The sequence below is a fragment of the Streptomyces sp. C1-1 genome (assembly GCF_050214755.1).
Classification (GTDB): Bacteria; Actinomycetota; Actinomycetes; order Streptomycetales; family Streptomycetaceae; genus Streptomyces.
Genome location: NZ_CP189826.1, coordinates 3,780,184 through 3,791,923, shown reverse-complemented (window position 1 = coordinate 3,791,923; position 11,740 = coordinate 3,780,184). Strand labels below are relative to the sequence as shown.

General features: G+C 70.8%; 12 protein-coding genes. 4 read left to right on the top strand and 8 right to left on the bottom strand.

The window, feature by feature from the left end; translation table 11 throughout:
• Positions 1 to 29: 29 nt before the first annotated feature.
• Positions 30 to 815: a glucosamine-6-phosphate deaminase gene (gene nagB / locus ACQF4J_RS17100; RefSeq protein ID WP_351561113.1), complete on the bottom strand. Its 786-nt coding sequence runs from the start codon at positions 813 to 815 to the stop codon at positions 30 to 32.
• A gap of 197 nt (positions 816 to 1,012) precedes the next feature.
• Here nagB and ACQF4J_RS17095 point away from each other — a divergent pair, with 197 nt between their 5' ends.
• Together ACQF4J_RS17095 and ACQF4J_RS17090 are read left to right on the top strand one after the other, a co-directional pair.
• Entirely contained in the window at positions 1,013 to 2,083 is a 1,071-nt protein-coding gene (locus ACQF4J_RS17095) for an SIS domain-containing protein (RefSeq protein ID WP_351800552.1), read from the top strand.
• Positions 2,084 to 2,492: 409 nt separating this feature from the next.
• Complete coding sequence (locus ACQF4J_RS17090) at positions 2,493 to 3,968, top strand: sensor histidine kinase (RefSeq protein WP_351561117.1); 1,476 nt, start codon at positions 2,493 to 2,495, stop codon at positions 3,966 to 3,968.
• A gap of 157 nt (positions 3,969 to 4,125) precedes the next feature.
• Here the strand turns inward: ACQF4J_RS17090 and ACQF4J_RS17085 are convergent, their stop codons facing one another.
• Entirely contained in the window at positions 4,126 to 4,383 is a 258-nt protein-coding gene (locus tag ACQF4J_RS17085; protein ID WP_006142322.1) for a WhiB family transcriptional regulator, read from the bottom strand.
• Positions 4,384 to 4,702: 319 nt separating this feature from the next.
• Entirely contained in the window at positions 4,703 to 5,671 is a 969-nt protein-coding gene (locus ACQF4J_RS17080) for a diacylglycerol/lipid kinase family protein (protein ID WP_351561119.1), read from the bottom strand.
• Between the two features lie 139 nt (positions 5,672 to 5,810).
• Here ACQF4J_RS17080 and ACQF4J_RS17075 point away from each other — a divergent pair, with 139 nt between their 5' ends.
• Positions 5,811 to 6,260: a hypothetical protein gene (locus ACQF4J_RS17075; RefSeq protein WP_351561121.1), complete on the top strand. Its 450-nt coding sequence runs from the start codon at positions 5,811 to 5,813 to the stop codon at positions 6,258 to 6,260.
• Between the two features lie 27 nt (positions 6,261 to 6,287).
• On the opposite strand, the gene ACQF4J_RS17070 is transcribed toward ACQF4J_RS17075, so the two are convergent.
• From ACQF4J_RS17070 to ACQF4J_RS17060, 3 genes are all read right to left on the bottom strand, one after another.
• Positions 6,288 to 7,397 carry an RNA polymerase sigma factor SigF gene (locus ACQF4J_RS17070; RefSeq protein ID WP_351561123.1) on the bottom strand — a complete coding sequence of 370 codons (1,110 nt, stop codon included), beginning with the start codon at positions 7,395 to 7,397 and terminating at the stop codon, positions 6,288 to 6,290.
• Positions 7,394 to 7,807, bottom strand: a complete 414-nt coding sequence (locus tag ACQF4J_RS17065) for an anti-sigma regulatory factor (RefSeq protein ID WP_004925829.1) — start codon at positions 7,805 to 7,807, stop codon at positions 7,394 to 7,396. The genes ACQF4J_RS17070 and ACQF4J_RS17065 overlap by 4 nt, the downstream gene beginning before the upstream one ends.
• Positions 7,808 to 8,076: 269 nt before the next feature.
• A complete protein-coding gene (locus ACQF4J_RS17060) occupies positions 8,077 to 8,337 on the bottom strand; it encodes a UBP-type zinc finger domain-containing protein (protein WP_142142397.1) in 261 nt (86 codons plus the stop codon).
• 86 nt (positions 8,338 to 8,423) lie between these two features.
• On the opposite strand from ACQF4J_RS17060, the gene ACQF4J_RS17055 reads away from it, so the two are divergent.
• Entirely contained in the window at positions 8,424 to 10,028 is a 1,605-nt protein-coding gene (locus tag ACQF4J_RS17055; RefSeq protein ID WP_351561125.1) for a Na+/H+ antiporter, read from the top strand.
• Here the strand turns inward: ACQF4J_RS17055 and ACQF4J_RS17050 are convergent.
• On the bottom strand, positions 10,025 to 10,954 hold the full coding sequence (locus ACQF4J_RS17050; RefSeq protein WP_427166018.1) for a 1-aminocyclopropane-1-carboxylate deaminase/D-cysteine desulfhydrase: 930 nt from the start codon (positions 10,952 to 10,954) through the stop codon (positions 10,025 to 10,027). The two genes, ACQF4J_RS17055 and ACQF4J_RS17050, sit on opposite strands and share 4 nt — an antisense overlap.
• A gap of 22 nt (positions 10,955 to 10,976) precedes the next feature.
• Complete coding sequence (locus ACQF4J_RS17045) at positions 10,977 to 11,567, bottom strand: N-acetylmuramoyl-L-alanine amidase (RefSeq protein ID WP_351561129.1); 591 nt, start codon at positions 11,565 to 11,567, stop codon at positions 10,977 to 10,979.
• Positions 11,568 to 11,740 lie beyond the last annotated feature (173 nt).

Sequence of the window (11,740 nt, the reverse complement as noted above, 5' to 3'; positions counted from 1 at the left end):
ACCACGCCACCCGGCAGACGAAACCGTCCTTAAATGCCCTGCCACTCAGGCTTGTTGACGTAGGTGTGCCGAAAATAGTGCGCCAGCTTCAACTTGGACGCGGCGTCCTCGTCCACCACGACCGTCGCATGTGGATGCAACTGCAACGCCGACGCCGGGCACACCGAGGCCAGCGGCCCCTCCACGCTCGCGGCGACCGCGTCGGCCTTGCCCTCGCCGGTGGCGAGGAGCACGACGTGCCGGGCGTCGAGGATCGTCCCGATGCCCTGGGTGATGACGTGATGCGGCACCTGCTCGATGTCACCCGCGAAGAACCGCGCGTTGTCGATCCGGGTCTGCTCGGTCAGCGTCTTGATCCGCGTCCGCGAGGCGAGCGAGGAACACGGCTCGTTGAAGCCGATGTGCCCGTCCGTCCCGATTCCGAGCAGCTGCAGATCCACGCCCCCGGCCTCGGCCAGCGCCGTGTCGTACGCCTCGCAGGCCCCCACCACGTCCTCGGCCGTCCCGTCGGGCCCCATGAACGCGTCCACCCCGATGCCCAGCGGCTCCAGCACCTCGCGCCGCAGCACGGACCGGTACGACTCGGGATGTTCGGCCGGCAGCCCCACGTACTCGTCGAGCTGCGCAACCCTGGCCCGGGAGGTGTCCACGGCACCGGCGGCCACCTTGGCGGCCAGCGCCTGATAGACGGGCAGCGGGGTCGAGCCGGTGGCCACGCCGAGCAGCGCGTCCGGCTTGCGCCGCAGGAGCCGTGCCATGGCCTCGGCGACGATCTCGCCGCCCGCCTTGGCGTCCGGAACGATGACAACTTCCACGCTGGGCCTGCCGATCTGAAAGAGGGGGACTCAACCGGTACCTGGAAGGGTCAGGTGGTTTAGACCAATCTAACAGAGGCGGCCCCTGGGGCCCAGGGGAGCCGAGGCACTCCGATTCCACCCCCAGGACGGGCATCATTCGCCCCGGGGGAGTGGAATGGGTGCTGCCCCGCGGACCGAGCCAGGAGGAACCGACCATGACCGCCACGACACCTGAGCCCCGGACCGACGCCCCGGGCCGGACCATGGCCCGGGAGATGGCCGAGCAGCCGGCCGTGCTGCGCCGCCTCCTGGACGAGGGCGCCCCCGCCGTCCGGCAGGTGGCCCAGGCGATCGCCGCCCGCCGCCCCCGCTTCGTCCTGCTGACCGCCCGCGGCACCTCCGACAACGCCGCCCTCTACGCCAAGTACCTGCTCGAGATCCGCCTCGGCCTGCCCTGCGGTCTCACCTCGATGTCGACCACCACGGCCTACGGCGCCCGCCCGGACCTCACCGACGTCCTGGTGATCACCGTCAGCCAGTCCGGCGGCTCTCCGGACCTGGTCGCCTCGACCAGGGCCGCCCGCGAGGCCGGCGCGATCACCCTCGCCGTCACCAACAACCCCGACTCCCCGCTGGCCGGTGTCTCCGAGTACCACGTCGACGTCATGGCCGGACCGGAGAAGGCCCTCCCCGCGACCAAGACCTACACGGCCACCCTGCTCGCCCTCTACCTCTTCGTCGAAGGCCTGCGCGGCGGCGACGGCGCCGCCGCGAAGCCGCTGCCCGACCTCGCCGAGCAACTGCTCGCCCGCCAGGACGAGGTCCGCGCCCTCGCCGCCCGATACCGCTTCGCCGAACGCATGGTCATCACCTCCCGCGGCTACGGCTATCCCACGGCCAAGGAAGCCGCTCTGAAACTGATGGAGACCAGCTACATCCCCGCTCTCTCCTACTCCGGCGCCGACCTCCTGCACGGCCCGCTCGCCATGGTCGACAACGTCTCCCCGGTGATCGCGGTGGTCACCGACGGCAAGGGCGGCGAGGCCCTCCAGCCCGTCCTCGACCGGCTGCGCGGGCGGGGGGCCGACCTCTTCGTCGTCGGCCCCGCCCACCAGGTCGAACAGGCCTCGGCCGGCTTCGTCCTGCCCACCGAGGGTGTCGCCGAGGAGGTCCAGCCGATCCTGGAGATCATCCCCCTGCAGCTGCTGGCCTACGAGGTCACCATCGCGCGCGGTCAGGACCCGGACGCGCCCCGCGCCCTGGCGAAGGTCACCGAGACCCACTGAGCCCGGCCGCCGCGGAAATTGCCATGGCCAACTGGCCCCGCGCATGAACCCACACGGGTTAGGCTGCGTGATGGATGTCGGGGCGGCGACTGGTTGGAGCCGGTCGGGAAATAACAACAACGAACAGGCTCCAACGCATGGACACCCCGAGTGGTCTAGTCCACAATTGAAACAGTGCGCAGCAGCACGAACAGGCTTCCGTCTTCCCCGCACAGGAAGGCGGACCGAGGAACCGGAGCTCTCTGCCCTGACTGCCCCGGCTCCTCAACCTTCGGCCGACACCGGGACCGCACACCCCGCGGCCGATACTGCTCCGGGCTGCGGTGCCGGGAGGGTTGAGGGTCCCTCCCAGGCGCCGCGGCCCGCGGGTGTTTCTAAGCCACACATACCGCCAGGTACGCTCGCACATGTGCCCTCCATGAACGAACTGGTCCGCCAGCACACCGCCCTCGACGACTCCGACCTCGAGTGGCTCCATCTGCTGGTCTCGGAGTGGCAGCTGCTCTCCGACCTCTCCTTCGCCGACCTCGTCCTGTGGGTCCCCACCAGCGACGGCACCCGGTACGTGTCCGTGGCCCAGATGCGGCCCAACACCGGCCCCACCTCCTACCAGGACGACATGGTCGGCCACCTCGTCCCGCGCGGCCGCCGCCCCATGCTGGACGCGGCCCTGGACGAGGGCCGGATCGTGCGCGAGGGCGATCCGGAGTGGCGCGAGGAGGTCCCGGTCCGGGTCGAGTCGATCCCGGTACGACGAGAGGGGCGCGTCCTCGGCGTCATCGCCCGCAACACCAACCTGCTGACCGTGCGCACCCCGAGCCGCCTGGAGCTGACCTACCTCCAGAGCGCCTCGGACCTCGCGCAGATGATCGCGGCCGGCGCCTTCCCCTTCGCCAACCAGCAGATGGACATGGACGCCGCCCCGCGCGTCGGCGACGGCCTGATCCGGCTCGACGCGGACGGCATCGTCCAGTACGCCTCGCCGAACGCGCTGTCCGCGTACCACCGCATGGGCCTCGCCTCCGACCTCGTCGGCCAGCACCTCGGCAGGACCACCGCCGAACTCGCCCCGACGCGCGGCCCGGTGGACGAGGCGCTGTCCAAGGTGGCCAGCGGCTGGGCGCCGCGCGAGTTCGAGATCGAGGCGCACGACGGGGTCATCCAGTTCCGCGCGATCCCGCTCAAACCCAAGGGCACCCGCATCGGTTCACTCGTCCTGCTCCGGGACGTCACCGAACTGCGCCGCCGCGAACGCGAGTTGATCACCAAGGACGCGACCATCCGGGAGATCCACCACCGGGTGAAGAACAACCTCCAGACGGTCGCCGCCCTCCTTCGCCTCCAGGCCCGGCGCATCGACTCAGAGCGCGGCCGCGAGGCGCTGGAGGAGGCGGTGCGCCGGGTCGGCTCCATCGCGATCGTGCACGAGACGCTGTCTCAGAACCTGGACGAGCGCGTGGAGTTCGACGAGATCGCCGACCGCGTGCTGGCCATGGTCGCGGAGATCTCGCCGGGCAAGGTCACCGGCCGGCGCACGGGCCGGTTCGGCATCCTGGACGCGGAGGTCGCCACCCCGCTGTCCATGGTGCTCACGGAGATCCTGCAGAACGCCCTCGAGCACGGTTTCCGCGAGGGCGACACCGGCACGGTCGAGGTCTCGGCCGTCCGCGGCGGCACCACGAAGGAGACCCGCCTGCTGGTCACCGTCCAGGACGACGGCGTCGGCCTGCCCGAGGGCTTCGACCCGCACACCGCGGGCAACCTCGGCCTGCAGATCGTACGGACGCTGGTCGAAGGGGAGTTGGGCGGTACGTTCGACATGGTCCCGGCTCCCGAGCGGGGCACCCGGGTCATCCTCGACGTGCCGGTGCGGGCCGGCAAGTAGGCAGCAAGAAGCCCCGGACCCATTCCCGGGTCCGGGGCTCGAATGCTCGTTGCCAGCTTGTGCTGCGCATCGGGGGTACTGCGCGCTGCGGCTCGGGGGCGGGAGATGCGTACTCGCTGTACGCGCCGCCAAGCTCAGGCTTTGTGGGGCGGGTGGGTCAGGCGGAGGCCTGACGGGCCCGGTTGCGGGCGGCACGGCGCTTCATCGCGCGACGCTCGTCCTCGCTGAGACCACCCCAGACGCCGGAGTCCTGACCGGACTCGAGCGCCCACTGCAGACACTGATCCATGACGGGGCAGCGACGGCAGACGGCCTTGGCTTCCTCGATCTGCAGCAGCGCAGGACCGGTGTTGCCGATGGGGAAGAAGAGCTCGGGGTCTTCCTCGCGGCAAACGGCGTTGTGACGCCAGTCCATGGCTGCTACCTCTCCTTGGTATTACGTGCAAGTTGCTTGTGAATGTGAACGCTTTCACGAATCCCTCAACAAGTGAAGGGCCTACCGCCAGTTCCCTGGCGCGGGTCCTGTGAATTGAAGAGGGGTTCCGGTGATCTGTGGATGCCGGTGTTGCGGGCTGTCCCGATCGCCACGTAGAGACTCGCAAACCTCAGCGGCGGATACAACCCCTTCTGGAAAGTTTTTTTTGATTCCTCGGTGTCGACTAGGTCACAGCCGTACTTCCATGGGGTGGACCCTGGCCTAAACGTTCGAGTGAAAGGACTTTAGCCCCTTCTGCTCACACAATCACACGCAGTGCACGGCGTACGCCTGTGAACGTCACGCTGGTACGCAGTCCGAGGTGGTCGCCGTCCATCTGAAGGGGCAGAGGCACCTTCGAATGCAAGGTGAACCGGTCCAGGTCATGCAGGGTTGCCACGTGCCGGCCGTGGGGTCCGCGGTCGGCGGACGAAGTGAGCAACTGTGTGGCATACCGGGCAACCGCGACCGTGGACATACGGCTGAGACCGAGTACGTCGAGCCCGGTATCGAACGAGGCCTTAGGTGCCGCGTACACCGGACGATTACCCAGATACGTCCATGGCGAGGTGTTGCAGATTATGGAGAGCACCAGATCGGTCACCGGATCTTCACCGGGCCGCTCCAGGGTGATCGTGCCGTGCCGCTTGTTCGGCTCCTGCAGGTACTGCCGTACCACCTGGCGCAGGTAAAGGGCGTGCGTGGACTTCCTGCCCTGTTCGCGCTGCTGTTCCACCCGGCCCACCACGCCCGCGTCGAAGCCGAGCCCCGCGCAGAAGGTGAACCAGCGGGCGGGCACCGCCTCGTCCTCGGTGCCCGGCGTGCCCGCAGCGAGGCCCATGCCGACCGTGCGCTCGCTGCCCTCGCGCAGCGCGTCCAGCAGCGCGCCGGTCGCGTCGACGGCGTCGTTGGGCAGCCCCAGCGCGCGGGCGAAGACATTGGTGGAGCCGCCGGGGACCACGGCGAGGCGGGGGAGCCCGTCCGGGTTGGGGCCGGCGTGCAGCAGGCCGTTGACCACCTCGTTGACCGTGCCGTCGCCGCCGAGGGAGACCACGAGGTCGATGTCGTCGCTCTCCGCGGCCTGCCGGCCGAGGTCGCGCGCGTGGCCGCGGTACTCGGTCGTGACGACTTCGAGCTTCATCTCGCTCGCGAGGGCGTGGATGAGGACATCGCGCCTACGTGCGCTTGTGGTGGTGGCTGCCGGGTTGACCACGAGAAGTGCACGCATGGGTTGCAGCGTACCTACTGGGTGGTACCGGGCACAGGGCGAGGTGTGGATCAGGTAAGAGGCCGGGGCGTGAGGCTCACCACGGGTGGCGTCTCGACCTCGCCGAGGGGGCCCGCGTCCCCGGGGCTACCCTTCAGAGGTGACCACTGAGCAGACCCCCGCCACCGAGGAAGACAGCGGCCCCCGCCCGCGCCGCCTGACCTACGCGGCCGCGCTCGCCGCGCTGGAGGGGCTGGCACTGGTCGCCGGCGGTGTCTGGATGCTCGTGGAGGGTCTGGCGGGTGCCCCGGACGACCGCGGCTCCGCCGTCACCGGCGGCATCACCCTGATCGTCCTCGCCCTGCTGCCGCTGCTGGCCGCCCGCGGGCTGCTGAAGCGCAGGAGCTGGAGCCGGGGCCCGGCCGTCATCACGCAGATCATGGCGCTGCCGGTGGCGTACAGCCTGCTGCAGGCCGACAGCGTGGCCGTTCCGGCGGGGATCGCGCTGGCGGCCGTCGCCGTCGCCTCCCTGGTGCTGCTGGTCAATCCCGCGACGACCCAGGCCCTCGGGATCAAGGGTCCGGGCCGCACACAGGACGGCGGGCGGTAGTCCCACGACGCCGTAGCGGTCGTCGGCCTACTCCTCCACCAGGAGCTTCTCCCGCAGCTGGGCCAGTGTGCGGGCCAGCAGGCGCGAGACGTGCATCTGTGAGATGCCGACCTCCTGCGCGATCTGCGACTGGGTCATGTTGCCGAAGAAGCGCAGGAGAAGGATCCGCTTCTCGCGGGGCGGCAGGTCCTCCAGCAGCGGCTTGAGGGACTCGCGGTACTCGACGCCCTCCAGCGCCTCGTCCTCCGCGCCGAGGGTGTCCGCGACCGCCGGGGACTCGTCGTCGGTGTCGGGGACGTCCAGGGACAGCGTGGAGTACGCGTTGGCGGACTCCAGGCCCTCCAGGACCTCCTCCTCCGAGATGGCGAGCTTCTCGGCGAGCTCGTGCACCGTGGGGGAGCGGCCGTGCTGCTGGGAGAGCTCCGCGGTCGCCGTGGTCAGCGCCAGGCGCAGTTCCTGCAGGCGGCGCGGCACGCGGACCGCCCAGCCCTTGTCGCGGAAGTGACGCTTGATCTCGCCGACGACCGTCGGTGTCGCGTACGTGGAGAACTCCACGCCGCGGTCCGGGTCGAAGCGGTCGACCGACTTGATCAGGCCGATGGTGGCGACCTGGGTGAGGTCGTCCAGCGGCTCGCCGCGATTGCGGAAGCGGCGCGCGAGGTGCTCGACGAGCGGCAGGTGCATCCGGACCAGCCGGTTGCGCAGCTCCGCGTACTCCGGGCTGCCGTCCTCCAGCCCCCGCAGTTCGACGAACATGGCGCGCGCCCCGCTGCGGTCCTGTGCGTCGTGCTGTGTGGCCCGCGGCACGCTCTGCGCGTCCTGCTGGTCGTCTCGCTCGTGCTCGCTCATCGTCCCGCCCGTTGTCCTTCGCCGAGCCCTCGCCGCCGGGCGGGCCGGGGAGATCCCCGTCGGTCCGTCCGCGGGCGTACCCGGCGCGACACCTTCCCGATCCCACTGCCCGTCGTCCAGGAAGCCGGCCGCGAGGGAGGTGTCCTCCGGGTGCGGCCGGGCCTGCTCGGGAATGCCCGCCATGCCCTCGACTGCGTCGCCCGTGCTGCGGGACCCACCCGTGCCGTCGGCCGGCAGCTCCCTTGTGCCGCGCTCTTCGTCACGCACCGGCCCGTCCCCTGTCCTCACGCCGGCCCGGGTCCCGCGCCGCGCTGTTTGTAGAGGCTGATCGAAACGGTTTTGTCCTCGTCCACGGCGGAGGAGACCTTGCCCGCGAGAGCGGACAGGACGGTCCAGGCGAAGGTGTCCCGCGAGGGGGCGTGACCGTCCGTGGTCGGGGCCGAGACGGTGACCTCGAGAGAGTCGTCGACGAGCCGGAAGACACAGCTGAGCACCGAGCCGGGCACGGCCTGCTGGAGCAGGATCGCGCAGGCCTCGTCCACCGCGATGCGCAGGTCCTCGATCTCGTCGAGGGTGAAGTCCAAACGGGCCGCGAGACCGGCCGTGGCCGTACGCAGCACCGACAGGTAGGCACCCGCGGCCGGCAGCCGGACTTCCACGAAGTCCTGGGTCGCGGGCTCGCCTGCGATCTGGGACACCCTCACCTCCATGGTGGTACAAGCTTTACAGGGCCGAGGGTCGCCCCTCGGGGTAACGCGACATGTGCTTCAGCGGTGACGCTATCGCGCTCTCAACTTTCCTGTCCCCAGGACCCCAACCCCTTGCCGTCACTCACAGTAAAACTGTGGATACGCTCCGTGTCTAGAGGTCTGCGGCTCCAATTGGGAAGAACGCGCGCCGGGTTGACGTACCCAGACGTCAGACGGTCGAACCGTCCGGATCGTTGCCCGTCCCCGGCCCTCCAGGGTCACACGAGAACGTGGTCCACGAAGCACCAACGCCAGTTCTCCCCCGGCTCGAACGTCCGCATGATCGGGTGGTCGGAGTCCTTGTGGTGCTCCGTGGCGTGCCGGCCGGGCGAGGAGTCGCAGCAGCCGACGTGGCCGCAGGTGAGGCACAGCCGGAGCTGCACCGGGTGCGTGCCGTCCCGCAGACACTCCGGACACGTCTCGCTCAGCGGCTCGGGTTCCGGGTGCGGCAGCGCGTCGGCGTGCGTGCACTGTTTCATGATTGCCAGGTTACGACGGCCGCGCGGATGGTCGCGCGGAAAATCGAGGGCGGGCGGAAGACGATGAACGAGGGCGGGCGAGGGCCATGGACGTGATGCCACTGCTGCTGCTGGTGGCGGGCAGCACCGCGGTCGCGGCGGCGGCCCGGCGGACCCCGGTGCCCGCGCCCCTGGTGCTCGTCGCCGTGGGGCTGGTGGTGTCGGGCATCCCGGGCATGCCGGACTACACCCTCGACCCCGAGATCGTGCTGCCGCTGGTGCTGCCCCCGCTGCTGCACAAGGAGGGCGTCGAGAGCTCGTACCTCGATCTGCGGGCCTCGATACGGCCGGTGGCCCTGCTGTCGGTCGGATACGTGCTCTTCGCGACCTTCGTCGTCGGCTGGGCCGCCTACCAGATCGTGCCCGGCCTGCCCCTGCCCGCGGCACTGGCGCTGGGCGCCGTGGTGGCGCCGACGGACGCGGTCGCCGCGGCCGCGGTCGCCCGCCGGGTCGGACTGCCGTCCCGGATCACCACGATCCTGCAGGGCGAGTCCCTGCTGAACGACGCCACCGCGATCACCGCCTACCGGGTCGCCGTCGCGGCCGCCGTCGGCGAGGGCGCCTCCTGGATCGGCGGGATCGGCGAGTTCCTGCTGGCGGCGGTCGGCGGTGTCGCGGTCGGCCTGGTGCTGATGCTGCCGATCCACTGGCTGCGCACGCACGTGAAGGAGGCCCTGCTCCAGAACACCATGTCCCTGCTGATCCCGTTCGTCGCCTACGCCGTCGCCGAGCAGGTGCACGCCTCCGGTGTCCTCGCGGTCGTGGTCGTCGCCCTCTACATCGGGCACCGCGCGTGGGAGGTCGACTTCGCCACCCGGCTCCAGGAGGAGGCGGTGTGGAAGGTGGTCGCGTTCGTCCTGGAGTCGGCCGTCTTCGCGCTCATCGGACTGCAGCTGCCGGTGGTGCTCAGGGGGCTCGGGGAGTACAAGGGCGTGGACGCCGCCTGGTACGCGATCGCCCTGTTCCTGGTGGTCGTCGCGGCCCGGTTCGTCTGGGTCTACCCCGGGACGTTCGTGCCCCGCATGCTGTCGGCGCGGATCAGGGAACGCGAGGACAACCCCACCTGGAGAGGGCCGATCGTCACCTCCTGGGCCGCCATGCGGGGCGTGGTCTCGCTGGCCATCGCCTTCTCGATCCCGCTCACCGTGCACGGCGGCGAACCGTTCCCGCAGCGCAACCTCATCCTCTTCCTGACCTTCACCACCGTCATCGGCACCCTGGTCGTACAGGGCCTCACGCTGGCCCCGGTGATCCGCCTGCTCAAATTCCCCGGCCGGGACGCCCAGGCCGAGACCCTCGCCGAGGCCAACGCCCAGGCCCAGGCCTCCCGGGTCGCCGAGCAGCGCCTCGACGAACTCCTCACCGACGAGCGCAACAGCCTTCCGCCGCCCCTCGCCGACCGCCTCCGCCAGAGCCTGGAGCGCCGCCGCAACGCCGTCTGGGAACGCCTAGGCCAGACCAACCCGGTCACGGGCGAGTCCGTCGACGACACCTACCGCCGCCTGTCGCGCGAGATGATCGGCGCCGAGCGCGCCATGTTCGTCCGCCTCCGCGACGGCCGCTACATCGACGACGAGATGCTGCGGACACTGCTGCGCCGGCTGGACCTGGAGGAGGCGGCGGCCTACCGGGAGGCGGTGGACGGCGCCTAGTCCGTGGGCGGCGCCTGGTCGGTGGGCGGCGCCTGAGGGAAGGGCCGCCCCGTCACCACGGCCGCCACGGTCGTCCCGCGCGCGAACGCCCCCTCCTCGGCCAGGGCGACAAGTCCGTACAGCAACTTGGCGACATACAGCCGCTCCACCGGCACCGAGTGACGCTGCTCGAAGTCCTCGGCGAAGGCATCGAGTCCGGCGGGCACGCGCGCGTAGCCGCCGAAGTGGAAGCGGTCGTCGAGGTGCCAGGTGCCGCGTGGGCCGCCGAAGGCCTCCTCCTGGAGCCGCCCTATGTCGGCCCTCAGGAAGCCGCCCCGAAGGACCGGTATGCCGAGGGCCCGTCGGCCCGGCGCGAGTCCGGCGGCGAGTCCGGCCAGCGTGCCGCCGGTTCCGCAGGCGATGCCGACGACGTCGGCGTGACCACCCAGCTCCTCGCCCAGGGCCCGGCAGCCGCGTACGGCCGCCGCGTTGCTGCCGCCCTCCGGCACGACGTACGCCTCCTGCGCGCCGGCCGCGCGCAGCACGCGCGCGAGGGTGTCCGGCTCGGCCTTGCGGCGGTAGGTCGACCGGTCGACGAAGTGCAGCCGCATGCCGTCGGCCGCGCACCGGGCCAGGGACGGGTTGAGGGGCCGGCCGGCGAGCTCCTCGCCGCGGACCACGCCGACGGTCGCCGACCCGAGGAGGCGGCCGGCCGCGGCCGTGGCCCGCAGGTGGTTGGAGTAGGCCCCGCCGAAGGTGACCAGCGTCCGGCCTGCCGCGGCGCGAAGGTTGGGCGCGAGCTTGCGCCACTTGTTGCCGACCAGGTCCGGGTGGATGAGGTCGTCGCGCTTGAGGAGGAGGCGCAGGCCGTGGCGGGCGAAGCGTGGGTCCGACAGCTCCTGCAGCGGGGAGGGGAGGCGGGGGCGCAGGGTGTCGAGGCCGGTCACTCCACCATTGTGACCTGGGGTGTCACTTCAGGCGCTCCCGGATCCGCTCCCTCATCCAGGCCATGGTGAACCCCTTCGGATCCACCTTCCCCGGCTGCCACTCCCGGTGCCCGATCACCGACCGCTCCGTCCACCCGTGATGCCGGCACACCGCGGCCGCCGCCTTCTCGATGGCCTCCAACTGCGCCTGCGGCCAGGGGTCCTCGCCGTCGCCCAGGTTCTCGCACTCGAAGCCGTAGAAGTACCGGTTGCCGTCCGTGTCGGCCTCGTTGTCCGGCGGCAGCGCCTTCTCGGCGATCACCGCGCGCAGCACGTCGTCGTCGCCGAGACCCGCGTGGTTGGCGCGGCCGTAGCCGACCAGGTGGACGGTGCCGTCCTTGGTGATCACGCCGTGGCACAGCGGGCCGGGCAGGCCCGCGTAGCCGTCCCGGCAGATCTCCACCGTCCGCTCGCTGCCGCTCGACGCCGTGTGGTGGATCATCACGCCGTGGACCGGCCCCCACGGGCCCTTGTGGTTGCGGTTGTGATGCGCCCAGTCGCCGACCTCGACGACGGTGACGCCCTCCGCCCGGAGAGCGTCGAGAAAACTGCCCGCGGACATGGGTGAGGCCATGACCGCCTCCTTCGTGCCGTGCTGACGGCCGCCGGTTGCGGCCTCCTCATGCCGCTTCTTTTACCGACAGTGCACGGGTGGTTACACATCGTGCTCGCGCCGAGGGGGTGCTTTTCGGACACGCGGCACTCCCGGCCCGCTGTACGCGAACCGCGGTTCTGCCCAGACCGCCG

Bases quoted from the DNA above. Each gene is read 5' to 3' on its own strand.
- ACQF4J_RS17095 (WP_351800552.1), top strand. From the start codon at position 1,013: ATGACCGCCACGACACCTGAGCCCCGGACCGACGCCCCGGGCCGGACC.
- ACQF4J_RS17085 (WP_006142322.1), bottom strand. From the start codon at position 4,383: ATGGACTGGCGTCACAACGCCGTTTGCCGCGAGGAAGACCCCGAGCTC.
- ACQF4J_RS17080 (WP_351561119.1), bottom strand. From the start codon at position 5,671: ATGCGTGCACTTCTCGTGGTCAACCCGGCAGCCACCACCACAAGCGCA.
- ACQF4J_RS17060 (WP_142142397.1), bottom strand. From the start codon at position 8,337: ATGAAACAGTGCACGCACGCCGACGCGCTGCCGCACCCGGAACCCGAG.
- ACQF4J_RS17055 (WP_351561125.1), top strand. From the start codon at position 8,424: ATGGACGTGATGCCACTGCTGCTGCTGGTGGCGGGCAGCACCGCGGTC.
- ACQF4J_RS17045 (WP_351561129.1), bottom strand. From the start codon at position 11,567: ATGGCCTCACCCATGTCCGCGGGCAGTTTTCTCGACGCTCTCCGGGCG.